Genomic DNA, 24,918 nt, shown 5'->3' on the forward strand with positions numbered 1-24,918 from the left:
AGTGAGAAGCGTGTCTGAAAAACTACTAGAAGTGAAAAATTTAAAGACTTCTTTTTTCATAGAAAGTGGCGAAGTTGAAGCGGTTCGCGGCGTTACATTTCGCTTAAATAAAGGAGAAGTAGTCGGTATCGTTGGGGAATCTGGAAGCGGAAAGAGTGTAATGGCGAAGTCTGTTATGTCTCTCGTTATGTCACCAGGAAAAGTGAAAGAAGGGGAAATCCTTTTTCATAATGAAAACATACTTTCTAAATCTGAAAAAGAATTACGTTCTATTAGAGGAAATCAAATTTCACTTATCTCTCAAGACCCAATGTCAGCGCTGAATCCGGTCGTGAAAATTGGGAAACAAATGATGGAAGTAATTATACGTCATCAAAAAGTGAAAAAGAAAGAAGCAGAGCAAATCGCGATTAACTTGTTAAAACAAGTCGGCCTTTCGTCGCCAGAAGAAAGGGTAAAACAATATCCGCATGAACTAAGCGGTGGTATGAAGCAGCGAGTTATGATCGCAATGGCGATGTCTTGCAACCCTGACCTTCTTATTGCGGACGAGCCGACGACTGCACTTGATGTAACGATACAAGCACAAATACTAGATTTAATGAAAAACTTAAAGAACGAAACGAATATGGCGTTACTTCTTATTACGCATGACTTAGGAATCGTCGCGCAAAACTGTACGCGCGTTATCGTTATGTACGGCGGGCTTATTATGGAAGAAGGACCTGTACTTGATATTTTCCAATCGCCGAATCATCCATATACGAAAGGGCTATTAAACTCTTTGCCAAAAATAGCGAACGGCGTAAAAGAAAGACTCGCTCCTATTCAAGGTGTAACGCCAAACTTATTAAACCCGCCACAAGGTTGCCCATTCGCAGAGCGTTGCCCGCATGCGATGGACATTTGTGAAAAAGAACGTCCGCCATATTTTGAAATTGGAGACGGAAGGCGTTCCATGTGCTGGTTAAATGATAGGGCGGTAGGTGATTCCCATGCATGAAGAAAACTTAATTGAAGTTCGGAACTTAAAAAAGTATTTTCCTATTAAAAAAGGACTATTCGGTAGAAAAACAGAGCAATTAAAAGCAGTCGATGACTTAAGCTTCACTATTAAAAAGGGTGAAACATTCGGGTTAGTAGGAGAATCTGGCTGCGGAAAATCAACGACAGGAAGAAGTATCATTCGCTTACACGATGTCACTTCAGGTAACGTTTTATTTGACGGAAAAGATATCGCAAGTTTAAAGGAAAGTGAACTAAAAGAATATCGAAAAAGAATGCAAATCATTTTCCAAGATCCATACGCATCATTAAACCCGGCAATGAACGTATTCCAAATTATTAGTGAGCCAATGAACATTCATGGATCTTATGAAAAAGAAGAACAAAAAGAAATCATATTAGACCTGCTCAAAAAGGTAGGCTTAAAAGAAGAACATTTATATCGCTACCCGCACGAATTTAGCGGGGGCCAGCGCCAGCGCATTAGCATCGCGCGCGCACTATCTGTAAAACCAGACTTTATCCTATGTGACGAACCAATCTCAGCACTAGATGTCTCAGTCCAAGCGCAAGTCGTAAACATGCTGCAAGACATTCAAGAAGAAGCAGGAGTCACATACTTATTCATCGCACATGACCTATCGATGGTAAGGCACATATCAGACCGCATCGGAGTCATGTACTTAGGAAACATAGTAGAAATTGCCGACAGCGAAGACTTATACACAAAACCGGCACATCCATACACACAAGCACTACTCTCATCTATGCCAGAACTAGATCCAACAAACACTGGCAAAGAAAGAATCATCCTAGAGGGAGAAGTACCAAGCCCACTCAACTCACCATCCGGCTGCAAATTTAGAACGCGCTGCAAATTCGCCACTGAAAAATGCGCACAGGAAGTACCGAAGATGGTTGAGATTGCGAAAGGGCATGAAGTGGCTTGTCATTTGTTTTAGAGGGAGAGCACTAGGGGGACCTGGTGCTTTTTTCTTTTGCGTTGGGGTGTGGGATTGGTTGTTAGTTTAGGAGATAACGCGCTCGAAATTTGTCGGTAAATCGATATGTTGTGTCGAAACGTTGATATATTCGGAGTTACGATCGATATAATCGAATAATCGTTGATATATTTTTTTAAAGAGTGGGATTGGTTGTAGATTAATGTAGAAATTTAATGTTTTCGAAAAAAAGAATTGACTTCTATATTAGTTGTAACTAAAATAGTTACATAAAGATGTAATCAATTTAGTTACAACTAATATCTGCTAAAAATATGATTTATATATTTAATTAAGGATGGTGGTCCATACGTTGCCACCCGATGTAGAAAGTTACTAACACATTCAAATCAATGCATATTCTAAGCTTTAGTATTTTCTGTTACGGGGCAATAAGGTGCAATGTTATCTTTTGTAAAAAACCTTGGTGGATCTTTCTTTGGAAATATTAGTTTTGGGGAAATATAGTAAGGTATCTAAAAAAGAACAAGGTATAAAAAGATGTACTTATATAAACCAAAAATTTAGTTGAGCTGGATAATAAAAAAAGGTAGGAGATTTAAATGGAGACGAAACAAGATAACCTTATTTACGTATGGGATGCATATTGTGGATGGTGCTATGGTTTTTCAGAAAGTATTAAAGGATTTTACAAAAACCACACTGAAGTGCCATTAACGGTTTTATGTGGAGGGTTATTTTTAGATAATTTACCAATGAAAAACTTTTCATATATAGAAGAAGGAAATAAAAGAATTAATCAACTTACAGGTGCTGAATTTGGTCCTTCCTATCAAAAATTGGTGGAGGAAGGGACTTTTAAAATGAATTCGAAAGATGCTGCAATTGGTTTTTCAGCTTTACGCTCATTAGCGCCAGACCGTTTATTAGAATTCACTTCGGCTATGCAAAAAGCGTTTTATTATGAGGGCCAAAGTCTGAGTGATCCAGAAACATATCGCAAAATTGCAATCGAGCATGGTTTGGACCCTGAACAAGTATTAGAACGTTTAAACGCTCAAGAAACAATAATAGATGTCCAAAATGATTTCAATAAAGTTCGACAGCTTGGTGTTAATAGCTATCCTTCCTTACTTTTACAAAAGGATAATCAAATTATTCCTATTGGTGGTGGCGTAATGACGCCGGATAAAATTGAAGCGCGTTTTAAAAATTTATATTAAGAAAATTTAGGATATAGTAGCAAACATGTTATCTTAAGCCACCTGACATTTATCTCCGGAATATTCGCCAGTACTATTACACTTTCAGATAAATGGGAGTGGGAGATTTTATCCCGCTTTAACGGGCAGTAAGACCCCCACCTCAAAATTCAGTGGAAGCAAAGAAGTTAGGTGGGGGATCAACTGTCCGTAAAAGTCCGATTGGTGTGGGCTAATAATCAGTGGGGGATGAACAAAACCCCCACTGATTAAAGTTTCACTTTATCGGAACAAGATAAAAATATGATAATTAGTTAATAACTTTAACAAAAGGAGAATAACATACTATGTTTACAACAATCGATACAAATCAAAAAGATGTGAAATTAACGGTGTTTAGTTCGGACGAAAAAAGCTTTATGGTCACAGCAACATTAGTTGAGAAAGCAGGACATGCATTTTTAATAAACTCAAAATTTACTCAGTCTGATTCGAAAGAAATTGTTGAGTATCTGAAAAAAAATAACTTATCTTTAGATAAAATCTTTATTATTCATGGGGATCCAGACTACTACTTTGGATTAGAGAGCATTAAAGCCGTTTACCCAGAAGCTATAGCGTATGCAACAGAGTCTACTGTTGAACATATCGTTCATTCTGTCTTAGGGAAATTAAAAGTTTGGAAAGACGCCCTTGGAGAAAATGCACCAAGTAACGTGGTATTACCTCAAGTATTTAAAGAAAAAGTGATTGATTTTCAGGGGTTAACATTTGAACTAGTAGGCTTAGATCATTACAGAACTAGCCTATTTAATAAAGAACTAAAAGTATTAATTGGTGGTATCGATGTATTTAACGAAATACATGTATTCTTAGCGGATACTAGCTCAAAAGCGGCTATGGAGGCATGGATTGAGAACTTGAAAGTATTACAAGCATTACATGCTGACATAATTGTACCAAGCCATGGATCAATCGAAAAATCTCTAAATAATCAAGCACTTACTGCGACAATGGATTATCTAAGAACGGCGGTTCAAGCTTCTGAGGAAAGTGGAACTTCAAAAGATTTTGTGGCAAAACTTGAAGCAGCATATCCAGACTATGCAAATAAAGGTGTATTAGAATTAAGTGCAAAAGTTGTAACAAAAGAAATGCCTTGGGGTTAATGATATGAATAAATATCAAAAACTATTACATGAAACGTATGTGTTAACTGGCGAAGGGAAATTGGATGCGTTCAAAACATATTTAAGTGAAAATGTATCTTGGACAGAAGCTGCTGGGTTTCCATATGCAGGTACTTATATAGGTCCAGATGAAGTAGTGAAAAACGTACATGAACGTCTTGGCACAGAATGGGATGACTATAGCGCTAAAGATGAAATTTATGCTTTTAATAACAATACTGTTATCGTGTATGGAAAATATAGTGGGACATATAAAGCTACAGGGAAATCGTTCATAGCAGATTTTTGTCACCTTTATAAGTTTGATGAGAACGATAAGGTTAAGAAGTTTATTCAAATTGTGGACAGTGCAACTGTTAATGAGGTATTAAGTTAGAATGAATCGTTTTTAATATGCCTTGTATAGGGGGAGGTTAGGATAAATGAAATTTCTAACATTACCCCTGACATTACATTTTGGGGAAGGTTTCTCCTTCTTCAAGCTTTTTATAGAAGAAAACTTATTTAAGTAGAAGAGGTAGGTATATATGAAATTAGAGAAAAGTTTAATCATAACAATTATTTCTGTATTTATTTTAGGAGTAGTTTCGACTTTGGTATATCAAGCTTCCGCTGGTAATAACAAAGGGAACTCAATTAAGAGCGAAAATGTCGCTTCTGCATCAAAAGAAGTAAAAGAAAATGAAAAGAATAAAAAGATGGTAGTTGATTTCTATAATGAAGTTTTTAACAAACATAATATCGATATTATCCCTAAATATGTTAGCGAAGATTATAAGCAACATAATCCTTTTGTTGCTGATGGACGAAAAGCCTTCATGGATTTCTTTAAGGAGGATTTTGTTAAAAATCCTAATTCCTCTGCAGAGATTAAACGTGTAGTAGCTGAAGGGGATACAGTTGCTCTTCATGTACATTCTCGTACTAATTCTCAAGATAAGGGAGTTGCTATAGTGGATATATTTCGTATCAAGGATGGAAAGATTGTCGAACACTGGGATGTAATTCAAGAGATTCCAAGTGAAGCAGCTAATGATAATACGATGTTTTAGATAGAAGATATATTTAATAATTGTTTAATTGATAGTGCTTTGTAGAATTTAGATAAGTAAAGGAGATGTCCTAGTACCATGCCTGGGACATCTCCTTTTTGTTTTAACGATATTTAATTTATTGTTATTTGTATTTTTTATGTACTACTATTCAAGTACATATCATTTCAGGCGGTTTTCTTTTATCCCGCATTAACGGGCAGTAAGATCCCCACCTCAAAATTCAGCGAAAGCAAAGAAATTAGGTGGGGGCGGGCTGCCCGTAAAAGCCCAATTGGTGAGGGCAAAGTTTCACTTTATGCTTCTATACCTTTTCCCTCTTCTACACTAGCAAAAGCAAATCAGATAAAAATGTAGAGCTTAAGTAACTAAAATAAAGAAAAAGCCATACAAGTAGTATGACTTTCTTTGCGGAACAATTAAGCTTGTGGTGTAGGCGGTCTTCCATGATCGTAAGTAGGTGCACCAGTATCACCATCAGCTATACCCAAAGGCTCCCCGTGTGTGTAAGATGAAGACCACCCTTCTCCATGTGTATATTCTGGAGAAGTACCGATATGCCCATTACTAAATGCTAAATCAGGTCTTTGTGGTGCAGGTGTGTCACCTTTGTTTAATGCCGAAAATTCTAAGTTGTTACTTATACCAAAAGTCATAATTCCAGCTAACGTTAAACCTGCTATTGTTAATCCAAACTTTTTCATTACTTTAACGCCCCTTTAGCTAATAGTTTTTTCTTTGCTTCATTACTCATATAAAAATATTTACTAGCCTTCACATGATGTTCCTCTGCATAAAATTTATTCGCTAATCGTTCTGCATATTCTTCAATGCAATCCCATAACTCTTCTTTTTTAAAGTATGAAACTCCTGCTAATACAACAGCTTCTAATTCTGTAGTGTTAGACGTGTTGTTCAATTTTTCTAAGATTTTAAAGCGATATTGATATTCTTTATTTGCTAATTCATTGCAAATGTTTAAGCCCTTTTCGATGAGTTGAGATGCTACTGCCGTTTCGCCTAATTTTAAATTTTCATCTGCTTGTAAATATAGGGCTTTAAAGTGATTTGGTATATTTTCTGTAACCTCTGATAAGTGACGAATTGCTAAAGAGGATAGATTTTGATTTGCATATAATAGTCCGATGTTATTTCTAACACGTAGTAACAATGTTCTTTCATTTTTACTTTTTAGAATATCTATGGCAGTGTTAAAACTTTCTTCGGCTTGTTCAAATTGCCTTAAATCTATACAAGCTAATCCAAAAACATTGTCACATAATGCTACATTAATTTTATAGCCTGTGTGTTTAGAGAAAATATCTTTAGCTATTCGTATGTAATCAATAGCTAAAAGCGGTTTATAGATTTGATAATAAAATGAAGCTAAACGGTAATTAAATTCAGCTTCTTCTACTTCATTCATTGCGTACATTAAAAGTTTTTTCGCCTTCTCAAAATATTCTTTTGCTTCATTATAGTCTGCAAGAATTGTGCTGTGAATAGCTTTGAAGAAGTGATAATAATAGGATAAAAAACTACTATCAGGTATATCAAAGGAGTTAATTTCATTAAAGCTATCTTTTGTAATGTTAAGTCCATCGGTTAGTACTTTATATCTAAAGTCTAATAATGAATAGTATAATAATAAATTTTTATCTTCTTTTATACTGGAAAGCTTATCTTCAACTTCTTGTTTTAAGTTTGTTGCTTGTACATTTTGATGTTGTAGTATAGCTTGATACCAGTCATTAAATAATTTTGAAATCTGTTCATTCCCCTTCACTGGAACACGCATATAATCCCTTCCTTTTCTGAATAGTCTTACATTAAATAATAGCAAGTATAGAATATAATGGAAATTGAAATTTGTTATTTCTCAACATTTGTTTAACAATTTTATTTTCAATTATATAAATAATCGTATTCATTCTAACTGTTTAGTAAATTCAAATATTTGGTACAGTGAAATAATTCTACACGGTACAATTTTTTTATAAATGCTATGAATGCCGTTAAAGAAAAAACAAAGAAAGACTTCCAAGATGATTACATGACACAGAATTACGTAGCAGATGAACCATCTAAGGTATTTGATTATATAAATGGTATTGAACTCAAATCTCAGGAAGAACTAAACGTTATGAAGAAAGTGATCAACGACTTCCCTAATGACTTCATGACTACTGAATATGTTTATAACAGATAAAAGCTATGAACAAGCAGTAATAAGATATTATGCTTTTCATTTTTTCGCAAACAAAATATGGATAAATACGTTAAAACAATATTCGGATGGGAGTCCAATACATATTATTAAAATTAAAGTGGTTCAAGTCGGAGAAAGGCCCCTTTTGGTGTCTTTCTTTTGTATTTATAACTTTTTTTAGAAAATATTTGAAATATTATACAGTGAATTATATTATTATGTGTGTATGATTTCTGGTTTTAAAAATTACAAAAATTAATAGGGGGGAAACAATAATGAAGTTAGGAAAATTAGCATTAATTGGGGTGTTAACTTTTAGCGGTTTTACTGCAATAGAAATGAGTAAGCCTACCTCACAAGCAGCTGCAGCTTACTCAGATCCACTTAATGATGATTGGGGATTTAAAACCATTGTGGATTTACAAAATTCAGAGGAAAGTACATATCAACCAGATTGGAAGATTGGGAATTTAATAACTGGTGATACATTTTACTTAGCACAGCACTTTGGTAGAGAACATTTTGGTGCGCAAATGAAAATTTTTAAAATCCACACAAATGGTACCCTAGAACGATTCCAAACAATAGAACCAGAATTTATGGTTCTGGTGCAAAAAAGCGAAATGATTTGAAAATGCTCTTTCAAACTTGGCAATACTGGTGCTATTACTAAAAAAAGGTGTGTGATCAGTATGGAAAAAGAAAATATATTCAAATGGAAACAGTATCAGCCTGATATCATTGTATTAACCGTACGTTGGTACCTGCGGTACAACTTAAGTCTTCGTGATTTAGTGGAAATGATGGAGGAAAGAGGATTATTCTTAGTACATACAACAATTATGCGATGGGTGCATCAATATGGACCAGAATTAAATGAGCGTATTCGAAAACATTTGAAACCAACCAATGATTCTTGGCGTGTGGATGAAACATACATCAAAATCAAAGGAGAGAAAATGTACTTATATCGCGCGATTGATTCTGAAGGAAACACGATTGATTTTTATTTAAGTCGTAAAAGAGATGCGAAGGCTGCCAAACGTTTTCTAAAGAAAGCCTTGGCTTCTGTTCATGCCACAAAACCTCGTTCGATAACTGCTGATGGCGATAAAGCCTATCCTGTTGCAGTACGTGAACTAAAGGAAGAAAAGTGTATACCACACGGTATACCACTTCGTGTAAAAAAATACTTAAACAATATCATTGAGCAAGATCATCGGTTTATCAAAAAACGGATTCGGAATATGCTAGGATTGAAATCATTCCCTACAGCTATAAAAATGATTACTGGAATAGAAGCTATGCATATGATCAAAAAAGGACAAACTCTCCAAGGGGAGAAGTCTGTCCAAAAGCAGATATATCTTATCAATGAACTCTTTGGTTTAACAGCATAAAGTTCCATTCCGTTAGGAATCTTCTATTCTTTTTTCACATTCCACTATTGTTGCACCAGAACCCCTTTGGCACAAGGAATCATTTATTTGTGTGAAGAATTAATCCGTCAGAATGATGCTTTTCCAAGTCAATTTCAATCACAAGTCGCTTCCACAGATGTAATTGAACAAGAGATATTAGAACAAATTCGGGAAATTGACCGAATGAAAACAAGTATGGAAGCTGTCAATCAGGCTATGCCAATGCCGGGTATGGATGCCATGGTAAATCTTTTTATTGTTATGAGGCAAAAACTGCAAGAAAAGCTGGATCATTTGTATCAATTCAATCAGAACTCTAGTAATAATTATAGTACAGCACTTCAATTAGCAACTAGTATTGCTGCAGGTCTTGCGGAAGTTCAAAGTGGGAAGGGATTTAGTGTTGTCAGCGGTACATTTAGTACGCAAGTATTGAACATGGGATGGACAACATCTATTCAAAAAATTACAGAAAAGAGAACTCATGAAGCTGATAAAATAGCACAGGCAGGAACTAAAAAAGATGATAAGGATAACATTAAATATTTTACAGGTAAAGCAGAATGGAAAGATGGAGATCGTGTTGGAGGAGTTTTAGAAGGTTCTGTGATTGATGGTAAGGAGCCTCTTGGTAATAACAGCGAGTGGAACATGAAAGCTTTATCTGGAAAAATAGATGTAAATGTGCCTTTTTCTTTTGATGCTGCTAAAGATGATTTAATGGCTGGAAATATTATTGGAGCAAAAATAGAGGGATCTGCTTTAGAAAACTCCTTTAAAATAAAAAAAATAAAGGTTCCAATTACTACTTTTATTGGGCCCATTGGACCTATTAGGTTTACTCCGCAAGAGTTAACCATTACTCAAAAGTTTGGCGAAGCAAACTTTACAACAGGTGTGGATCAATATACATTAAAAATTGCATCGGAACTTACTGCTAACAAATATGAAGCAGAGTTAAATCTTTTTCATATCCCAGATTTCGTTCCATTTATAGGAGACCATGATGTAATAGCAAAAGGGGAATTAGGATTAGGTACATTCGGTTATAAAGTAAAGCTTGGAGCTGAAACCGGGGGATACTTCGGGGAAGAGTTTGGCCTTGGAGGATTTATCAAATTTGAAAAACCAAAGAAAGAGGAAAGCTGATATGCAAGCATTTAAAGTTGGAAAATTAGTCACATTCGTTGCAATTATAATACTTCTTGTAGTTGCTATTTTATCTCCTTACAGTTTATTTAAAAAGATTTATTTTATTATTGGGGTTCTTATTATTGGTGCAATTTCACTTGGTGCAAATAAATTTTTTGAACTGGTACACAGTAAATTTAACAAGAAATGATATTACCTATGTGATAGGGGAATTCAAAATATGAATAAATTGTTAAGGATTCTTACCATTGTTGGGGTACTTATTCCCCTTGTAGTAATATGGAATTTACCTGAAGCTTCTTCAAAAGAAAAAATCCTTTTTACAGTCATTCAATTATCTATTGGATTTGCTTTTATAATTATTTTAGAATTTATATTCAGATATAAAAAGAAAAAGGAGAGCAAATAAATGAAACTATTACCTATTGGCTCAGTTGTTAAACTAGAAGGTGTAGAACCAATCATTATGATTATCGGAAGAATGGTTATTTCAGCAGATAAACGTGATTTTGACTATGTAGGTGTTCCTTATCCAGTTGGTTATTTAGGTGATGAAAAAGTATTATGCTTTAATTGCGATAAGATTGTAGAAGAATTACACAGAGGTTACATGACTGAAAATGAATTGATATTACGTGAGAAATTGTTGGAAATATAGTTTTTTATTACAATTGAATTAAATACAAAATGTATTTAGTACATTATCTTTCTCTTCTTTATTGATTCCGATATAAGTCAATGTGATTTGCGGTGTACTGTGATTAAGTATTTCTTGCAACATAGCAACATCTTTTGTTTGTTTATAGAACCAATAGCCGAAGGTTTTGCGCATGGTGTGGGTCCCAATAGATTCTACACTGGCAAAATCTCCGGCTTTTTGCAATTTTCGATAAGCCTAGATCTTATTAATGGATTGATCTTCTTTTCGAGAAGGGAATAATATTTCAAAGAAGGTGTAAAATGGGATGCTGATTTAGATGGTGATGGTGAAGATGATAGTATTAAGGATATGGTGAAAACGAGCGCGAAAAAAACTTGGTCAACAGTAGCAGGGTGGTTTAATTAACATGAAAAAAAATACAGATTTTAATAAAAAAGTTTTTGAATATTATATGGCTCTTTATGCTGTAAATGATATAAGATCGACTATAATTACTCTTGTGATTGGGATAGCAGATATATTTGTGCTTTTACCTGCTTTTGCGAATCCTGTTCAACCGATATATATGTACATAATAGTTCCACCAGTTGCTTTTTTAAATGTATGGGCAATATGGATTGTTATAAATCCTAGGAAGCGGCAATTACAATACACTCTATTTCGTGGGGTATTTGGCATCGTATGTTCAGTAGGATTATTAGTTATAACCCAAAAGTTTGCATATGGAATGTTAGGATTACAAACTCCCATCTATTTTATTTTTTCGGTTGGTTTGTATATTTTTGCTTTGAATTATTATTATAAAAATCATATTAAAAAACTTCAGGAACCAATCAAAAAATCAAAATCATCGAAAAAAAACTCTGGTTTCGGAGTAGTGGCGTTTATAGGATTGGGTCAACTCGTTGCTAATATCAGTCTTGGTTTTGCAACACAAAAGATGGTAGCAATTGTATTAATGTGTGTATACTCCATGCTTTCGTTTATTTTGTTTCATTTCATTATGGAACTCCATAGGTACTATTATTTAAGGAAGCATATAGAAGATGGGGGTAGAACACATGAAACCTTTTAAAGAGTCTGTATTGAATATTAAGTATATAATCGCAGTTCTCTTATAGTCAGTAAAGACTACGGAAAAGAAAAGGGAGAAGCAACATCATGAATATAGAATTACATTTAGATAAAGGAAGGATGGGGAGTTATGCCATTTTCTAAAGAAAAGTTGTAACTACTCAGCTTCTTCAAATAAAAAAACAGGCCAAATACATGTTTCCGATTCGAAAACATGAAAAGAAAATACTCCAATCAGAGAAAGAATCTATGCCAAATAGAGAAATTCTCTTATGAAGTCGTGTTATTCCAAGGAACCGTTCTAGTTTCTATGACTTGGTTTATCGCTTGTAAGACCGATTGTTTTTGTTTTTTCATGGTACTCATAAAGCTTCGTATCTGACAAAAAGATTCTGCGCCTTTCTTACTTCGGAAAGTCCCAGACACTTTCTGTTTTACTTTCGTCATCCGAATATCCCGTTCTGCTTGATTGTTATCAAATGGAATGGCTGGATGTTCTAAAAACGCTAGAATTCTGTCAGAATACTTGACGAAGCGATTCCATAAATTTTGAGAAGGCGTCTGCTTTCCTTTCTTCTTTTGTTTCGTGGAAAGAATCTGTTGTTCTTTCAATATGGATTGATACATAATAAACAGATTCTTTTGCGTCGCTTTTGGCATGGTACCTTCGGATTGCTTTTTCATCGTCAACGCTTGCGTTAGAAATTTCTGCATCTGTTGTGCCCATTGTTCTCCAGTACTATCTATAATTCCTTGTAAATCTCGTAAGAGATGGGCATTACATAAAACGTGACGACAATCTGTATACGCATCATACGATTTCCAACCATCATGCATCGCAATTCCAGAAAAAGATGGCAAGATTTCTCCAGCATCCATTGCTTCTTTTCCACGTTTTTGATGAATATGTTGCAATGTCACCTCCGGTGTACTGGCAGTATGTAACCATTGTGTTTTGTTTTCTACACGCATACCAGTTTCATCAAAATGGACAACAGGAGACTGCAGAATCTTTTCCTTTACTTCTTTTATGAATGGCTGCAATTGAGAAGCGAAAGCCTGTGTATGATTTACCAGGGTTCCTTCGCTTATAGAATGTCCAAAACAATCCTGAAAGAATTCTTTTGTTCGCTTCAAAGAAATGCATTGATAATGCGTTAAATAGGGAATCAGTCTTTTTATATTTGGACCATATTGAACAGGACGAGATACTGTCGAAGGAAATTGGGCTTCTTGGATAGAATGGCAATGTGGGCATTCTTTCTGTTCTACTTTATGTTCTGTCACTTCGATCTGAATAGGTGGTAAGTCATACACTTGGCGAATGCGATACCCTTTTACAGGCTCGTGGTTCAAGGAAGTATGACAACAAGTACAATATGTAGGAGAATGTGTAATCGTATGATCTGGAGTCGCTGTCAAACCAAGAGTATGTCCCTTGTGGCCCAACTGGCCACCCGTTTGACGATGAGACGGTTTGCGCAAACTTTTTGTAACGGGCTTACCCAAACCATCTGTAGAAGGTGGCTTATGACTATTTTTGGAGTTTTTTTTTGAAGCATTTTCTAGTTCTTGTATACGTTTTTCTAACTTAGAAAATGTTTCTTCAAATAAAGAAATAACAGCTTCAGGTCCTTTTTTATATGTATCTAAAATAATTTTTCGATCGACCATAAGATTCACCTCCCCTGTTTGATATACTCAGTATTTACAAATGGGAGGCATATGAAACTAGTAAAATTTAAAAAAGACACCGAAAGGTGGCTGAGTAGTTACGAAAAGTTTTTACCAAATGGTTCTATTGTTCTATTAAAAGGTGGGACGAAGAAAATTGTGATTTATGGAAGAAAACAAAAACTTATGGTTAAAGAACCTGTGATGTATGATTATATTGGCTGTTTTTATCCAGAAGGATACATTAATCCTGAGTATACATTTGTATTTAATCATGAGGATATCGAAGAAATTATATTTGTAGGTTTTATAGATGAGGAAGAAGAGACATTTGTAGGATTGCTTAATTGAATATGATCTAGAAACAGATGATCTTCAAATTCCGATAAAACTAGTAATCTCCACGCCGAACTTGAACAAATCTTAAGCGGTGGAAAAACTGACGCGAAAATGATGAAGAGATTACTATTTTCAAATCAGTTGGTTTGGCAGTAGTAGATATTATCGCTGCGAAGTATTTGTATGAGAAAGCGGTGGAGTGAGGGATGGTGAATAGGATTGAGTTTTGAGACTGCCTTTTGGTGGTCTTTTTTGCATAAAATCTTGTAAAGCAAGTAAAAGTAGAATATTCAATAGAAAGATAAAGTGTTTAAAAGTTCGGAATAATATATTACAATGTGTTTGGTGAAATTAACCAATATATATTTTGCTCATTAGAAGTTATAGCAGGTATTGACGATTACTCCTTAAAAGCAGCATCGGAAGCTTCTACACTTAAGTATGAAGTAGAAGTAAGTATGCTACATTTTCCAGATTTGTTTCCAATTATTGGAGATACAGACCTGAAAATTAAAGGTGATTTGGGATTGGGCGCAATAGGTTTGAAAGGTAGCGTTGGAAAAGAAACTGGTATAACAGTTCCTGTTTTAGAGGGGGTTACTGTGGGAAGTAGTTTTAAATTTGAAAAACATGAGGAGAAAAAATGATATGAAAACACCATCGTATAAACCATTATATATTTTAGTTTATGTCGTAATATCCGTATCTATTATAGGGTTAATGATTACTCCATTCAACAATTGGTGGGAAAAATTATTAGGAACTATCGTTCTCATCATTTTGGGAGCAGGTTTAATATGTTTTTTAAAATTCGGACGGTGGGCGCAAGAGAAATTTTATGATAAATTTACAAAAAAACGGGATTAATATAAGACTGGAGTAATTAAGGTATGCGTACAATAAATAGAATTCTGAATTTTACTGTATGTATTATGTTTATGTTGTTAATTGGGCTTCTTCTACTATACGGTTAGAAGATAAACTTTTACTTATAGGTTTGCTGCTAATTTGCAATGTTATTGCATACTTTACAGTAGAGTATATCTATAAACGTATAGACAATAAGAAAAAACAGTAGATTTATAATTCGAAAAATTCATTTAATATTTAGGGGGTAAAAGTATCAATGAAACTATTACCAAATGGTTAGTTTTACAGTAGCTCAAGCTGGAATAGAACAAGAGGATATTGTTTTTGGAGCTGAAGCTACTCTGGTAAAATATGAGAGTGCTATAAAAATTCCTATTCCATTTATGGATAAAAAGTTACAAACTGGGGGATCAGCATCGCTTGGAATACTCGGGGGATCTTTTGAAGCTGGAAAAAATGGATTCAAATTCCATGCACCATTTGGTCCTGATGGAGGTTTATGGGGATTTGGTTTAGAAGTTAATGTTAAGGAATAAAGGAGATAAGTAGTATGAATAAAAAAGTGAAACAATTTAAATATTTTATGATTATATTAGCTTGTATTGCAATTTTTGGTACAATTGGTACTTGTTTGTTGTTTTCTATCACTTATTTCCTTATAAAAAAGGCTATTTTAAGAAGGGGAAACTAAGATGGTACAAAATTTAGAGTTAGAACTACTTCCAATAGGTTCGGTTGTGAAATTTAAAACATGGGAGCAACCTTTGATGATATATGGTAGAAAACAGGAAGATTCAAAAACTAAGGAAACTTGGGATTATGTGGCTTGTTATTATCCTATTGGAAATGTTTCAACTGAATATAATATGTTTTTTAACCATGAATACATATCAGAAGTTATTTTTACTGGTTACATAAATGAGGATGAAATTAAGTTGCGTGAAGATTCGAAATAATAATTCAGAATTTATAACTATAATAAAAATATATATCTTAATGGATATAATTTTTTATTATAGTTATTTTTATAAGTTTAATGGTGAAAATTTTATTGGGAGTAGAAGGGGTAATGATAGTGAAAATTTTTGAAAATACAATTTTATTTGTTTTGTGTGTAGTAATTCTTAGTGGTTGTTTTACAAGAGAGGGAACTATTGTGGGTGGTAAAGTTCATGGTTCTTCAGATAGTGTATCAGGTAGTATATCTGGAGATTATAGAAAATTTACTGGATCTGCAACTCAAGATAGGAAAGTTAAAAAAGGTGAGAATTGGATTTTTTCTTTTGATGATAAAACTAAACAAGGAACTATAATTGCTTATGTTGTGGATTCAAATGATAATACAATACTAGAGTTTAATAGTGGCGAAGGCGAAAAAAATATTAAAGTGCCTAAGGATGATACATATAAGGTTAAAATTAAAACGGAAGAACATGGTGGGGAATTTCGAATATCATGGAAAAAAGAAAAATAGTTTTTGGATTGAAAAAGGCATCTAAAGAATACAATGTATTTTTTAATCATAATTAAATCGATAGTTTATTTTTTAAAGGTTTTGAAACAGTTGAAGAGCTAGAGTTAAGAAATAAACTCGCGAAATTTTAATGAAAAGGTAGATTAATTATATGTTTTCAGGATTTCAATGGTTTCCTAAAAAATGGGGAAAAAGAAAAGTTTCAGAAAAGTTTCATCAATCAAAGTTTGCTGATGAAGGTAAAGGTATTTTGATTACTATTTATGCTATAGATTTGTATTTTATATCTATTCCTTTAAAGGTAAAAAAATATAATTAGTTTTAATCATACATATATTCTTTATTTGAAGGTTGAGGTAGAACACAGGAAACCTTTTAAAGAGTCTGTATTGAATATTAAGTATATAATCGCGGTTCTCCTATAGTCAGTAAAGACTATGGAAAAGAGAGAAGCAACATCATGAATATAGAATTACATTTAGATAAAGGAAGGATAGAAAAATAACAAAGGAGAGTAAAAATGAAGATTTGGGAATTAAAGAGTTCATTTGATGACTATGAATCCTTTCAACTATTGAACTTAGAAGAAGATTCTAAAAAGTATTTTGAAGGGAAAATTGACTCGGCAGTAAAAGCATCTGATTCATGGGGAGAAATACGTATTAAATGTGTAGAAGAAGGAAATCAAAGTGATTTGCCTCATTTTTGGGGAGAAGTTGGTACGCCAATGGTTAGTGGGAAAGCTAAAAAATTTTTAGAGTCTATACTTGGTGATAATGTAGAATTTCTTCCCCTAATTCATGATGTGACGGGAGAAGTGTATTATATAATTAACGTTTTAAATGCACTAGATGCTATTAACTATGAGAAAGCTATACTAAAGAAACTACGTTCTGGCTTAGTAATAGATTTCAAAAAATACGCATTCTTACCTAATATGGTTAAGAACCAAACAATATTTAAAGTTTACTTAAATGAAATATTACATATTCCTTCCGTTTTTGTATCAGATGAATTTAGAAATACAGTGTTAGAAAGTGATTTAAAAGGTTTTGAATTTATCGAGGTATGGGATTCAGAAGCAAACATGTAAAAGAAAGTCCTAAAATAATTGATAGGAGTTAGTGACATGGATGTAAAGGATTTAAAAATTCTAAGAATGTTAAACAATTATGAGGGAAATGAAAAAGAAATTTTTGAACTGATTCAAGCTGAAGCAATGGTGAAATTTATATGTGGAAAAATATGATTTTGGAAATTGGAGATATATTGAAAAGTGTTAATTATAAGCTGAATACACCCGCAACGGATACTGAAGTTCAAAGATTAAGAGAACATGTAAAAGAGAAATTTAATGTTGATTTACCGAGGGAATACGAAGAGTTTCTTAAAAATGTAAATGGTTTAGACTTTGATGGACTGGTACTTTACGGAGTTGATTCTTCTTTACTAGAAACAAAAAAAGATGAACATATTTGCGGCTTTATAGACACGAATAAGATTTGGTATGAAAATGAATTTCAAAAAGAGTATCTTTTCTTTGGCGATTCAAATATTGCGTGGTTTTGTAAGAGCTTATCAGACGGTACTTATTTAGAACTTGATAAACCATCAGGTACGGTAATGAACACATATAATGATTTTAATACAATGCTTGAGGAAGCGTTAAAAATAACCCTTCTTTAATAGGGGGGGTATTAAAAATTATGTTTAATTTTTTAAAAGAATATGTTGTAGCAGACAGAAGTGTCCGTTCTAAACAAAAACCTATTTTCTATCCTATATATCAAGATGAGATAGATGAGGCAGAAAGCTTATTACAAATGGAACTTCCAAAAGAACTGAAACGCTTTTATCAAGAAATAGGTTGTGGTTTTTTAAAGTCTGATACAAGAACGTTTTTCAACAGATTTATGGACCCAATTTCAGTTGCAGATTTCCGTTTAAGGCAAGATATTTATGAATATAATCCAAACCTAGATGATGATTCATTAGTGTTTTTTGAAGTAACAGAACTTAACTTTTTAACTTAAAGAGGAAAATGAATTAGGTCAATGTCCTACTTACTCTGAAGATGAGAAAATAGCGGATTCTTTAGAAGAATTTTTAATTAAAATGGATGAAAATCCTGACTATTATATTTAATAGATATCAATTCTCTTTTTTAGAGTGGTGCATTATTGGTTCATTATTTTAAGAAATGTTTTCTAGCTTATGTGATTGCGAAGACAAATAATAATTAATTATGAGTAACAAAAGTAAGACTTATGTAAATTACGCATAAGTCTTTTTAATATTATCTCAAAGTTAAGAAGATTGAGGGGGAAAATTCTCATGAATCTAGGGGAGCTAGTTTAAAAGAAATTAAAAGGCAATTAAATATATCTAGATTTCAACACCCGACTAGTCAAAAAATGGTACCATTAACAGATAGTAATGGTAAAAGGATATTAAATGATAATAAACAGCCTATTATGACTCGAGAATTTACATATGAAGTAAAAGGTCAATCAAGATCATTCAGAGGGTCATAAGTTTGGAGAAGGTGGAGTTGGAGATCATCCACCGCATCATAATGTAAGACCTGAATACAATACAAGAACAGGACAGGTAGATGGTATGGAGGATCATTATTATTTTGAGAAGAGAAATAATGAATAGGGAGTATAAAAATGATTGATCAATTTAAATTTTTAAATCCACAAGCGTTAATTAGTATTTTTGGGAAAATACCAAAGTTGAAAGAATCAGAGTTATTAGAGGTGCGTCTTAAAAGAGATGGTCCGACTTTAGTTATTCAATTGATGACAAAGGAAAATGTTGAAAACAAGCCAAAGCGATGGAATAAGTGGGATGTAATTTATGTAGAGATATCTTTCTTTACTATTCATAATTTAACAATAAAAGGTTTAGGGACAGAAAATATAATTGATTATTTTGAAATAAATACGATAGAAGAAGAGGGTTTATTAAAAATTAAGTGTAAGAATCAAATGTTAGTTGAGTGCTCGTTTGAATGGGCAAAGGTAGAAGGGGTAACCCCAGGTTTAATAGGATGACCATAATTTTGATGGGAAGTAGATAGTTAATTTTTATAATATTCATATTTTAATATTTTTGGGTTAAATAAGGAATGTATAAAGGACGTTTGAAACGTTGATAGTATTGCAAACATATGAAGCGGAAATTACTAAAATTAAGATACGTGATTATATACCTGTATTAGATGATTATGATAGAAGTGTCAAAGGTGAGATTGTAATAGGTGGGTATAGTTATAGATTCCGCAGGAGTTTCATTTAAGTTTGAGAAGGAAGCGAGATAATAGAATGCGAAAATTTTCAAAAATAGTTATATGTGTTGGTGCGTTAATAATGATTATACTAGGCATGATTGTATATGATATATGGAAGGATAGGATTTATTTTTCTTTAGCTGTACTTTTTGTTACCGTACTTTCTTTACTATGGAATATAGTTGCTCATAATATTATGGATAAATTTAGGGGGAGAGAATGAATAGTTATGAAACTTTTGCTGATTGGAACAGTAGTGGGGTGGTTTAATTAACATGAAAAAAAATATGGATTTTAATAAGAACGCTTTTGCACATTATATGGCTCTTTATCCTGTAGATGGAATAAAGCTCCAAGTAATTGTCCTTGTCCTTTTGGGGGCAGACGTGTTTGTTCTTTTGCCTGCGTTTGCGAATCCTTTTCGATTACTCTATGTATATATAGTAACTCCTCCAGTTGTTTTTTTAAATTTGTGGGCGATATGGATTGCTATCAATCCTCGGAAACGACAGTTACAATACACTCTATTTCGAGGAGTATATGGCGCCATATGTTCAGTCGGATTATTGGTTATAACTCAAAAATATGCTTATGAAGTGTTACAATTACAAACTCCCATCTATTTTATTCTTTCATTTGGTTTGTATGGTTTTGCTTTGTATTATTTTTATAAAAATCATATTGAAAAACTTCAGGAACCAAGAAAAAAATCAAAATCATCGAAAGGAACTGGTGGTGTAAAAGTAGCAGCTATTGCAGCGGGATCGGGGCAGTTAATTGCTAATATAATTCTTAGCATTGCAACACAACAGATGGGGGCAATTGTATTTATGTCTGCATGCACAGTGTTTTCGTTTGTTTTGTTTTATATGATTATAGAACTCCATAAGTATTATTATTTACGGAAGCATATAGAAGATGGAGGGAAAATACGTATAGGCTTTTAAAGAGGATTTGTTGCATTTCAAGTATATAATCGCATTCTTCTTATGGAAGCCATTTACGAGACTTATAGCAATAAAAGATGTATAAAATGATAAAATTATAACTGTTTATACAATGTATTAAAGAATGCGAGGTACTCAAAAATGAAAGTAACTACTCAGCCCATAGTTAAAAATGCAAGGCAATATGGAGGGAATTGTTAAGGAGCACTCCCCCTAAGTTTCAGATGAAATTAAATGATTGAATATTTACATTTAAATAATCGACTATTTATGCTTTAATATTTCTATATAGATAACTGGGATAATTAGGGATTTATATTTAATATGTTTTAAGAAAGGGGAATGTTTTTTATATGGAAACTCCAGAAAATCAATTTAAACGTGCACTTAATCCTTGGTTCTCCATTTGGACAAAACCACGTGATACAATGAAAGAAATTTTTATATCCAAACCTAAGAATGTGTTTTTACTCATTTTATTAGGCTCATTCGTACAGACTTTAGATCGAGCATCTTTTAAAAATGTGGGGGATTCAATAAGTAGTCCAGTTTCAATAATCTCAATGGTTATATTCGGTACCTTCGTTGCTTTCTTAATTTATTATTTTTTGCTACCAGCGTTATTTAATTGGGTAGCAAAAAAACTTGGTGGACAAGGTACCTTTGAAAAAACACGTTACGCAGTTGCCTATTCTTATATCCCTTACGTTTATTCTCTTATATTAGTTTGGTTGCCTTCATTTTTCTTGTTTGGGATAGAAAACTTTACGAGTGAGACACCGAAAATGGATAGTAGCATAACTTTAACGATTTTGTTTATTATTTTTGCCATAATTGATATAGTTATTGCAATTTGGACAATCATTATTTCCTTAAAATGTTTAGGAGAAGCACACCAATTTTCAGCATGGAAAGCATTATTAACAATAATAATATCCTTTATGATTATCATTCTTCCTTTAGTAATAATAGTATTTCTTATAGTAGGGGTTACAATCTTTTAATCATTTATTTGCTTCTTATGAACTTAGAGATTTAATAGAACGTATGAATTTGGTAACACATATTCTGGAATAGGTTCAGAGGGGATAAGGATTAGCATGTATATAGATGGGAATGGGAAAATTATCTCTGCTTTCCCATCCGAATAAATTTTATCTTTAGTATAAAGGAGTACAATAGTAATGAAATACCCATATAGATTTGAAGTACTTACCAATGGAAAACTAGTTATGAGGCTTTCTCAAGAAATTAAACTTATTGAGACTTTTTTAGGCGTTGAAGTTTCTACGTTTGGAGATTGGATTTTAGAAGAAATACATAGTGTTTTAAATGGGAAAGAAAATTACGTAGTAGTAAATGGAAACATTTGCGGTTTAGAAATTCGGAAAGATACAACTACTGTCCTAGACAATTTGGCTGAAGATGGTAAGGAAGATTTTTGTGAGATAGAAACGATTGAATTAGTAGATTTAATTCATATTTGGCTAGATAAACAAAAAGAATTTAAAAAAGGAAAAAATAAAGAATTGAAATAATAGATAGAGCTGACTTCTTGTAGAAGTCAGCTCTATCTATTATTTCATATTTCTCTCATTATCTCAGGTTTTAAAGACTTTTTTCCTAGATAATTATCAGCAATAGTCATTGCAAAAGAATCTAAAGGTATTTAGATATGATGATGGGTGGAGAGATAGTTCACATGAATTTTGGTGTGCTCCATTTAGTGGATTAAGAATTCGTCTACAGGGAGAGATTGCTATTGTATCTGATTGCATAGAAAATTTATATGAAGTGGATGAATATATATAGATTTTAGACGATGCTGTAGAGGGAAAATATCTCAATTTTGAATTAGAATAGAAGGCTGCAGTAGTAAATTCTAATAGTCCGTGGCAATGGAGAAAAATTAACAGCTCCCCAAAAAGCTATTATTAAGCAGGTTGCTATTGAGAAAGGTTTAATACCTGATGTTCCTATGAAATTAGGTACACAATATCCTGATTTTAAGAAAGCTGGTTTAATTATTAAATCGGATGAGTTACCAGAGGAAATGTGGTTGGCAAGTGACGAACAACAATTTAAATGGTTAGATGATAGAATACCAGGTGGACGGAGTGAAGGGCATTGGTCTTATAGATCTAAAGGTAGGTAAAGAAATGGAGGAATTAAAATGAAGATTAAAAATGGTAGTGAACTTCAATCACCAAATGATGAATTAATTGAATCATTTGAGGAATATTGTGAGATAAAATTACCAACTGATTTTATAGATTTTTTGAAAAAATATAATGGCTCTATTCCAATTACTAATGTTTTTTCACATGGAAAAAACGAACTTTTAATTGAACGTTTCTTATGTTTGTTGGAGGACTCAGAAGATGATGATGAAAATGGTTGGTATGATATAGAGGTTGTATTATCTGATATTGACACTCGTCTAACGGATGATGAAGATTTAACAGGGATAAATGTTATTCCGTTTGCTGTTTTATTCGCAGGTGATTTTCTTTGTTTAGATTTTAGAGAAAAAGAAATACCATCTGTTGTGGTATGGTATCATGAAGAGTCAGAAGAGTTGAATCCGGTAACTAGTGAAGTTGCAGATAATTTTAGTGAGTTTTTAAGTATGTTAAAAGAATAATGTAAGAAAAGTAATTAAATTTTATTTATGGGTTTGAATTTGTATTAAAGTTTTTTGTTTTAATATTTTAATTAAAAAAGAAGACTAATATTTGCTTTTTAGTCTTCTTTTATTTGTTTTTTAATAGGTTGATATATATTTTAAAAGAAATTAAAGGAGAAATGTATTAAGGATATTATCCTTTTCTTCTTTATTAATACCAATGTATTTAAGTGTAATTTGTGGTGTATGATGATTAAGGATTTCTTGCAACATCGCCACATCTTTTGTTCATAGAACCAATATCCGAAGGTTTTTAAATTATATCTTAATGAATTATGCCTCCTTAGATAAAACAAATCGAGTTCAGATAAACGAAGAACATAGAATACATAATTTTAACTAGACTTATTATTAGCTAGTGTATCCCCACCACCAAGCTCTGCCTCAATCTGCGAAGTTTTCGATGACTCATCCATACGCCAATACGTAATAAAGCTGATCGCGATACATCCAGCTACGTAGAAGTAGAAGAGTGATTCCATTCCGATACTTTTTAGCCATAATGCGATGAACTCAGCTGTTCCGCCGAATATCGCGACTGTTAGTGCATATGGTAAACCTACGCCGAGTGCGCGAATTTCAGTTGGGAAGAGTTCTGCTTTTACAATTGCATTAATTGATGTGTAACCAGTAACGATAATGAGACCGACCATCATGAGTAAAAATGCTACGATTGGTTCTGTCGTTTTTTCCATGAAGAAGAAGATCGGTGCTGTTAGTAATGTTCCGAGAATACCGAATGCCATTAATAATGGGCGGCGTCCAATTTTATCGGATAATAGCCCTGCAATTGGCTGAAGTACGACGAATATAAGTAGTGCGACAAAGTTAATCCAGCTTACAACTTCTTTCGGAAGGCCGACTGTGTTTACCATGAACTTTTGTAAATATGTTGTGTACGTATAAAATGCAACAGTGCCTCCTAATGTTAGGCCGACTACTGTTAATACTGCTTTCGGGTGTTTCATAAGAGCGCGAATGGTTCCTGCGCTTTCGCGTTTTTGTGATTTTATGTTTGAGAACTGCTCCGACTCATCCATCGTGCGGCGAAGCCATAATACAGCTACTGCGCCCATCGCTCCAATAATGAATGGAATACGCCATCCCCAAGCTTTCATATCTGGTTCGCTTAGTAATTGCTGAAGAACAATTTGAACACCTAACGCAACCATTTGTCCAGCAACGAGGGTTACATATTGGAAACTTGAATAAAAACCACGGCGTCCACTACTAGCCATTTCAGATAAATACGTTGCGGAAGTTCCATACTCTCCGCCGAGTGATAATCCTTGTAGTAAACGGGCAAGAACTAAAATAATTGGTGCCATAATCCCAATGCTTTCGTAACTAGGTGTACAGGCGATAATTAAAGAACCACCCGCCATAACCGTAATCGAAAGCGTTAATGCTGCCCGGCGTCCGTGCCGATCCGCATAACGTCCCATTAATAAACTTCCGATAGGGCGCATTAAAAATCCAACTGCGAAAATAGCTGCTGTGTTCAGTAACTGACTCGTTGGATCTCCTTTAGGAAAGAACTCTGCTGAAAAATAAACGGCGAAAGCAGAGTAAACGTACCAGTCGTACCATTCAATTAAATTACCGACAGAACCTTTGAAAATATTGCCGGCGACTCGATTAGATTTTACTTGAGCCATACTAATTCCTCCTCTTGCTTATAAATAAAATGATAATTATGAAAGCG

General features: G+C 33.4%; 31 protein-coding genes and 9 pseudogenes. 34 read left to right on the forward strand and 6 right to left on the reverse strand.

Features of this window, described 5'->3' with window-relative positions; genetic code table 11:
* Positions 1-10 precede the first annotated feature (10 nt).
* From AC3WVZ_RS02880 to AC3WVZ_RS02905, 6 genes are all read left to right on the forward strand, one after another.
* Positions 11-1,003 (forward strand): ABC transporter ATP-binding protein, encoded by a 993-nt coding sequence (locus AC3WVZ_RS02880; protein WP_017674477.1) that lies wholly within the window; start codon positions 11-13, stop codon positions 1,001-1,003.
* A complete protein-coding gene (locus AC3WVZ_RS02885; RefSeq protein WP_233935993.1) occupies positions 996-1,967 on the forward strand; it encodes an ABC transporter ATP-binding protein in 972 nt (323 codons plus the stop codon). The genes AC3WVZ_RS02880 and AC3WVZ_RS02885 overlap by 8 nt, the downstream gene beginning before the upstream one ends.
* A 602-nt stretch (positions 1,968-2,569) precedes the next feature.
* Complete coding sequence (locus tag AC3WVZ_RS02890) at positions 2,570-3,190, forward strand: DsbA family protein (protein ID WP_000448622.1); 621 nt, start codon at positions 2,570-2,572, stop codon at positions 3,188-3,190.
* A gap of 326 nt (positions 3,191-3,516) precedes the next feature.
* Positions 3,517-4,338, forward strand: a complete 822-nt coding sequence (locus AC3WVZ_RS02895; RefSeq protein ID WP_063220033.1) for an MBL fold metallo-hydrolase — start codon at positions 3,517-3,519, stop codon at positions 4,336-4,338.
* A 4-nt stretch (positions 4,339-4,342) separates the two neighbouring features.
* Positions 4,343-4,735 (forward strand): nuclear transport factor 2 family protein, encoded by a 393-nt coding sequence (locus tag AC3WVZ_RS02900; RefSeq protein WP_001046359.1) that lies wholly within the window; start codon positions 4,343-4,345, stop codon positions 4,733-4,735.
* 151 nt (positions 4,736-4,886) lie between these two features.
* A complete protein-coding gene (locus tag AC3WVZ_RS02905; protein WP_000764206.1) occupies positions 4,887-5,411 on the forward strand; it encodes a nuclear transport factor 2 family protein in 525 nt (174 codons plus the stop codon).
* Positions 5,412-5,830: 419 nt separating this feature from the next.
* On the opposite strand, the gene AC3WVZ_RS02910 is transcribed toward AC3WVZ_RS02905, so the two are convergent.
* Complete coding sequence (locus AC3WVZ_RS02910; RefSeq protein ID WP_063220032.1) at positions 5,831-6,115, reverse strand: hypothetical protein; 285 nt, start codon at positions 6,113-6,115, stop codon at positions 5,831-5,833.
* Positions 6,115-7,209: a response regulator aspartate phosphatase gene (locus AC3WVZ_RS02915; RefSeq protein WP_001265863.1), complete on the reverse strand. Its 1,095-nt coding sequence runs from the start codon at positions 7,207-7,209 to the stop codon at positions 6,115-6,117. Before AC3WVZ_RS02915 ends, AC3WVZ_RS02910 begins: the two co-directional genes overlap by 1 nt.
* Before the next feature lie 204 nt (positions 7,210-7,413).
* Here AC3WVZ_RS02915 and AC3WVZ_RS02920 point away from each other — a divergent pair.
* The 7 genes and pseudogenes from AC3WVZ_RS02920 to AC3WVZ_RS02950 all read left to right on the forward strand — a co-directional run.
* Positions 7,414-7,640 (forward strand): annotated as a pseudogene (locus AC3WVZ_RS02920) (hypothetical protein); the annotation flags it as partial.
* 255 nt (positions 7,641-7,895) lie between these two features.
* A pseudogene (locus AC3WVZ_RS02925) lies at positions 7,896-8,222 on the forward strand (DUF5065 family protein); the annotation flags it as partial.
* 90 nt (positions 8,223-8,312) lie between these two features.
* Positions 8,313-9,020, forward strand: a complete 708-nt coding sequence (locus AC3WVZ_RS02930) for an IS6 family transposase (RefSeq protein ID WP_100910607.1) — start codon at positions 8,313-8,315, stop codon at positions 9,018-9,020.
* A gap of 54 nt (positions 9,021-9,074) precedes the next feature.
* Positions 9,075-10,190: pseudogene (locus AC3WVZ_RS02935) on the forward strand (LXG domain-containing protein); the annotation flags it as partial.
* 1 nt (position 10,191) lies between these two features.
* Positions 10,192-10,383: a hypothetical protein gene (locus tag AC3WVZ_RS02940; RefSeq protein ID WP_001147556.1), complete on the forward strand. Its 192-nt coding sequence runs from the start codon at positions 10,192-10,194 to the stop codon at positions 10,381-10,383.
* A gap of 30 nt (positions 10,384-10,413) precedes the next feature.
* Positions 10,414-10,602 (forward strand): hypothetical protein, encoded by a 189-nt coding sequence (locus AC3WVZ_RS02945; RefSeq protein WP_001037837.1) that lies wholly within the window; start codon positions 10,414-10,416, stop codon positions 10,600-10,602.
* Positions 10,603-10,851 (forward strand): DUF4176 domain-containing protein, encoded by a 249-nt coding sequence (locus AC3WVZ_RS02950; protein ID WP_000771612.1) that lies wholly within the window; start codon positions 10,603-10,605, stop codon positions 10,849-10,851. It begins immediately after the preceding gene.
* Between the two features lie 18 nt (positions 10,852-10,869).
* Here AC3WVZ_RS02950 and AC3WVZ_RS02955 read toward each other — a convergent pair.
* Positions 10,870-11,133, reverse strand: a pseudogene (locus AC3WVZ_RS02955) (tyrosine-type recombinase/integrase); the annotation flags it as partial.
* A 127-nt stretch (positions 11,134-11,260) separates the two neighbouring features.
* Here AC3WVZ_RS02955 and AC3WVZ_RS02960 point away from each other — a divergent pair.
* Positions 11,261-11,929, forward strand: coding sequence for a hypothetical protein (locus AC3WVZ_RS02960; RefSeq protein WP_000742398.1), 669 nt, complete (start codon positions 11,261-11,263; stop codon positions 11,927-11,929).
* Positions 11,930-12,198: 269 nt separating this feature from the next.
* On the opposite strand, the gene tnpC is transcribed toward AC3WVZ_RS02960, so the two are convergent.
* Positions 12,199-13,602 carry an IS66 family transposase gene (gene tnpC / locus AC3WVZ_RS02965; protein WP_100910632.1) on the reverse strand — a complete coding sequence of 468 codons (1,404 nt, stop codon included), beginning with the start codon at positions 13,600-13,602 and terminating at the stop codon, positions 12,199-12,201.
* Positions 13,603-13,653: 51 nt separating this feature from the next.
* On the opposite strand from tnpC, the gene AC3WVZ_RS02970 reads away from it, so the two are divergent.
* The 20 genes and pseudogenes from AC3WVZ_RS02970 to AC3WVZ_RS03065 all read left to right on the forward strand — a co-directional run bounded on the left by AC3WVZ_RS02970 (position 13,654) and on the right by AC3WVZ_RS03065 (position 23,171).
* Positions 13,654-13,953 carry a DUF4176 domain-containing protein gene (locus AC3WVZ_RS02970; protein ID WP_233935995.1) on the forward strand — a complete coding sequence of 100 codons (300 nt, stop codon included), beginning with the start codon at positions 13,654-13,656 and terminating at the stop codon, positions 13,951-13,953.
* 10 nt (positions 13,954-13,963) lie between these two features.
* A pseudogene (locus AC3WVZ_RS02975) lies at positions 13,964-14,144 on the forward strand (ornithine cyclodeaminase family protein); the annotation flags it as partial.
* 135 nt (positions 14,145-14,279) lie between these two features.
* Positions 14,280-14,588, forward strand: a complete 309-nt coding sequence (locus AC3WVZ_RS02980; protein ID WP_233935996.1) for a hypothetical protein — start codon at positions 14,280-14,282, stop codon at positions 14,586-14,588.
* 1 nt (position 14,589) lies between these two features.
* The gene (locus tag AC3WVZ_RS02985; RefSeq protein WP_000856858.1) at positions 14,590-14,808 is read left to right on the forward strand and encodes a hypothetical protein; all 219 of its coding nucleotides are present in this window, start codon (positions 14,590-14,592) and stop codon (positions 14,806-14,808) included.
* Positions 14,809-15,083: 275 nt separating this feature from the next.
* The gene (locus tag AC3WVZ_RS02990; RefSeq protein ID WP_065211937.1) at positions 15,084-15,347 is read left to right on the forward strand and encodes a hypothetical protein; all 264 of its coding nucleotides are present in this window, start codon (positions 15,084-15,086) and stop codon (positions 15,345-15,347) included.
* A 14-nt stretch (positions 15,348-15,361) separates the two neighbouring features.
* On the forward strand, positions 15,362-15,502 hold the full coding sequence (locus AC3WVZ_RS02995) for a hypothetical protein (RefSeq protein ID WP_170953359.1): 141 nt from the start codon (positions 15,362-15,364) through the stop codon (positions 15,500-15,502).
* A gap of 1 nt (position 15,503) precedes the next feature.
* Positions 15,504-15,767, forward strand: coding sequence for a DUF4176 domain-containing protein (locus AC3WVZ_RS03000; protein WP_001988756.1), 264 nt, complete (start codon positions 15,504-15,506; stop codon positions 15,765-15,767).
* 80 nt (positions 15,768-15,847) lie between these two features.
* Complete coding sequence (locus AC3WVZ_RS03005; RefSeq protein ID WP_233935997.1) at positions 15,848-16,285, forward strand: hypothetical protein; 438 nt, start codon at positions 15,848-15,850, stop codon at positions 16,283-16,285.
* 151 nt (positions 16,286-16,436) lie between these two features.
* The gene (locus AC3WVZ_RS03010) at positions 16,437-16,604 is read left to right on the forward strand and encodes a hypothetical protein (RefSeq protein WP_000490949.1); all 168 of its coding nucleotides are present in this window, start codon (positions 16,437-16,439) and stop codon (positions 16,602-16,604) included.
* Positions 16,605-16,805: 201 nt separating this feature from the next.
* Positions 16,806-17,378 (forward strand): imm11 family protein, encoded by a 573-nt coding sequence (locus tag AC3WVZ_RS03015; RefSeq protein WP_000707085.1) that lies wholly within the window; start codon positions 16,806-16,808, stop codon positions 17,376-17,378.
* Between the two features lie 140 nt (positions 17,379-17,518).
* On the forward strand, positions 17,519-17,971 hold the full coding sequence (locus AC3WVZ_RS03020) for a YrhA family protein (RefSeq protein WP_065211936.1): 453 nt from the start codon (positions 17,519-17,521) through the stop codon (positions 17,969-17,971).
* Between the two features lie 20 nt (positions 17,972-17,991).
* Positions 17,992-18,430 (forward strand): annotated as a pseudogene (locus AC3WVZ_RS03025) (SMI1/KNR4 family protein).
* Positions 18,431-18,856: 426 nt separating this feature from the next.
* Positions 18,857-18,946 (forward strand): annotated as a pseudogene (locus AC3WVZ_RS03030) (HNH/endonuclease VII fold putative polymorphic toxin); the annotation flags it as partial.
* An 11-nt stretch (positions 18,947-18,957) separates the two neighbouring features.
* Positions 18,958-19,344, forward strand: a complete 387-nt coding sequence (locus tag AC3WVZ_RS03035; protein ID WP_065211935.1) for an immunity 50 family protein — start codon at positions 18,958-18,960, stop codon at positions 19,342-19,344.
* Between the two features lie 511 nt (positions 19,345-19,855).
* Entirely contained in the window at positions 19,856-20,527 is a 672-nt protein-coding gene (locus AC3WVZ_RS03040) for a hypothetical protein (protein ID WP_167316766.1), read from the forward strand.
* 353 nt (positions 20,528-20,880) lie between these two features.
* Positions 20,881-21,531, forward strand: coding sequence for a Yip1 family protein (locus AC3WVZ_RS03045; RefSeq protein WP_233935999.1), 651 nt, complete (start codon positions 20,881-20,883; stop codon positions 21,529-21,531).
* Positions 21,532-21,564: 33 nt separating this feature from the next.
* Positions 21,565-21,678: pseudogene (locus AC3WVZ_RS03050) on the forward strand (EndoU domain-containing protein); the annotation flags it as partial.
* A 33-nt stretch (positions 21,679-21,711) separates the two neighbouring features.
* On the forward strand, positions 21,712-22,065 hold the full coding sequence (locus tag AC3WVZ_RS03055) for a type II toxin-antitoxin system toxin (RefSeq protein ID WP_233936000.1): 354 nt from the start codon (positions 21,712-21,714) through the stop codon (positions 22,063-22,065).
* Between the two features lie 440 nt (positions 22,066-22,505).
* Positions 22,506-22,682 (forward strand): hypothetical protein, encoded by a 177-nt coding sequence (locus AC3WVZ_RS03060; protein ID WP_016125567.1) that lies wholly within the window; start codon positions 22,506-22,508, stop codon positions 22,680-22,682.
* A gap of 18 nt (positions 22,683-22,700) precedes the next feature.
* Positions 22,701-23,171 (forward strand): SMI1/KNR4 family protein, encoded by a 471-nt coding sequence (locus tag AC3WVZ_RS03065; RefSeq protein ID WP_016125568.1) that lies wholly within the window; start codon positions 22,701-22,703, stop codon positions 23,169-23,171.
* A 150-nt stretch (positions 23,172-23,321) separates the two neighbouring features.
* On the opposite strand, the pseudogene AC3WVZ_RS03070 reads toward AC3WVZ_RS03065, so the two are convergent.
* Both AC3WVZ_RS03070 and AC3WVZ_RS03075 read right to left on the reverse strand, forming a co-directional pair.
* Positions 23,322-23,464 (reverse strand): annotated as a pseudogene (locus AC3WVZ_RS03070) (tyrosine-type recombinase/integrase); the annotation flags it as partial.
* 84 nt (positions 23,465-23,548) lie between these two features.
* Positions 23,549-24,871, reverse strand: a complete 1,323-nt coding sequence (locus AC3WVZ_RS03075; RefSeq protein ID WP_000079861.1) for an MFS transporter — start codon at positions 24,869-24,871, stop codon at positions 23,549-23,551.
* Between the last annotated feature and the right edge of the window lie 47 nt (positions 24,872-24,918).

Source organism: Bacillus sp. CPT56D-587-MTF, assembly GCF_058792335.1.

Excerpts from the sequence above, each read along its gene's own strand:
- AC3WVZ_RS02885 (WP_233935993.1), top strand. The coding sequence starts at position 996 with ATGCATGAAGAAAACTTAATTGAAGTTCGGAACTTAAAAAAGTATTTT.
- AC3WVZ_RS02950 (WP_000771612.1), top strand. The coding sequence starts at position 10,603 with ATGAAACTATTACCTATTGGCTCAGTTGTTAAACTAGAAGGTGTAGAA.
- AC3WVZ_RS02985 (WP_000856858.1), top strand. The coding sequence starts at position 14,590 with ATGAAAACACCATCGTATAAACCATTATATATTTTAGTTTATGTCGTA.
- AC3WVZ_RS03060 (WP_016125567.1), top strand. The coding sequence starts at position 22,506 with ATGAAATTAGGTACACAATATCCTGATTTTAAGAAAGCTGGTTTAATT.
- tnpC (WP_100910632.1), bottom strand. The coding sequence starts at position 13,602 with ATGGTCGATCGAAAAATTATTTTAGATACATATAAAAAAGGACCTGAA.
- AC3WVZ_RS03075 (WP_000079861.1), bottom strand. The coding sequence starts at position 24,871 with ATGGCTCAAGTAAAATCTAATCGAGTCGCCGGCAATATTTTCAAAGGT.
- AC3WVZ_RS03065 (WP_016125568.1), top strand. The coding sequence starts at position 22,701 with ATGAAGATTAAAAATGGTAGTGAACTTCAATCACCAAATGATGAATTA.
- AC3WVZ_RS03040 (WP_167316766.1), top strand. The coding sequence starts at position 19,856 with ATGAAAAAAAATATGGATTTTAATAAGAACGCTTTTGCACATTATATG.
- AC3WVZ_RS03005 (WP_233935997.1), top strand. The coding sequence starts at position 15,848 with ATGGTGAAAATTTTATTGGGAGTAGAAGGGGTAATGATAGTGAAAATT.
- AC3WVZ_RS02945 (WP_001037837.1), top strand. The coding sequence starts at position 10,414 with ATGAATAAATTGTTAAGGATTCTTACCATTGTTGGGGTACTTATTCCC.
- AC3WVZ_RS02990 (WP_065211937.1), top strand. The coding sequence starts at position 15,084 with ATGGTTAGTTTTACAGTAGCTCAAGCTGGAATAGAACAAGAGGATATT.
- AC3WVZ_RS02940 (WP_001147556.1), top strand. The coding sequence starts at position 10,192 with ATGCAAGCATTTAAAGTTGGAAAATTAGTCACATTCGTTGCAATTATA.
- AC3WVZ_RS02905 (WP_000764206.1), top strand. The coding sequence starts at position 4,887 with ATGAAATTAGAGAAAAGTTTAATCATAACAATTATTTCTGTATTTATT.
- AC3WVZ_RS03035 (WP_065211935.1), top strand. The coding sequence starts at position 18,958 with ATGATTGATCAATTTAAATTTTTAAATCCACAAGCGTTAATTAGTATT.
- AC3WVZ_RS02890 (WP_000448622.1), top strand. The coding sequence starts at position 2,570 with ATGGAGACGAAACAAGATAACCTTATTTACGTATGGGATGCATATTGT.
- AC3WVZ_RS03020 (WP_065211936.1), top strand. The coding sequence starts at position 17,519 with ATGTGGAAAAATATGATTTTGGAAATTGGAGATATATTGAAAAGTGTT.
- AC3WVZ_RS02995 (WP_170953359.1), top strand. The coding sequence starts at position 15,362 with ATGAATAAAAAAGTGAAACAATTTAAATATTTTATGATTATATTAGCT.
- AC3WVZ_RS02915 (WP_001265863.1), bottom strand. The coding sequence starts at position 7,209 with ATGCGTGTTCCAGTGAAGGGGAATGAACAGATTTCAAAATTATTTAAT.
- AC3WVZ_RS02930 (WP_100910607.1), top strand. The coding sequence starts at position 8,313 with ATGGAAAAAGAAAATATATTCAAATGGAAACAGTATCAGCCTGATATC.
- AC3WVZ_RS02895 (WP_063220033.1), top strand. The coding sequence starts at position 3,517 with ATGTTTACAACAATCGATACAAATCAAAAAGATGTGAAATTAACGGTG.
- AC3WVZ_RS02900 (WP_001046359.1), top strand. The coding sequence starts at position 4,343 with ATGAATAAATATCAAAAACTATTACATGAAACGTATGTGTTAACTGGC.
- AC3WVZ_RS03055 (WP_233936000.1), top strand. The coding sequence starts at position 21,712 with ATGAAATACCCATATAGATTTGAAGTACTTACCAATGGAAAACTAGTT.
- AC3WVZ_RS02970 (WP_233935995.1), top strand. The coding sequence starts at position 13,654 with ATGAAACTAGTAAAATTTAAAAAAGACACCGAAAGGTGGCTGAGTAGT.
- AC3WVZ_RS02960 (WP_000742398.1), top strand. The coding sequence starts at position 11,261 with ATGAAAAAAAATACAGATTTTAATAAAAAAGTTTTTGAATATTATATG.
- AC3WVZ_RS02910 (WP_063220032.1), bottom strand. The coding sequence starts at position 6,115 with ATGAAAAAGTTTGGATTAACAATAGCAGGTTTAACGTTAGCTGGAATT.
- AC3WVZ_RS03045 (WP_233935999.1), top strand. The coding sequence starts at position 20,881 with ATGGAAACTCCAGAAAATCAATTTAAACGTGCACTTAATCCTTGGTTC.
- AC3WVZ_RS03000 (WP_001988756.1), top strand. The coding sequence starts at position 15,504 with ATGGTACAAAATTTAGAGTTAGAACTACTTCCAATAGGTTCGGTTGTG.
- AC3WVZ_RS03010 (WP_000490949.1), top strand. The coding sequence starts at position 16,437 with ATGTTTTCAGGATTTCAATGGTTTCCTAAAAAATGGGGAAAAAGAAAA.
- AC3WVZ_RS03015 (WP_000707085.1), top strand. The coding sequence starts at position 16,806 with ATGAAGATTTGGGAATTAAAGAGTTCATTTGATGACTATGAATCCTTT.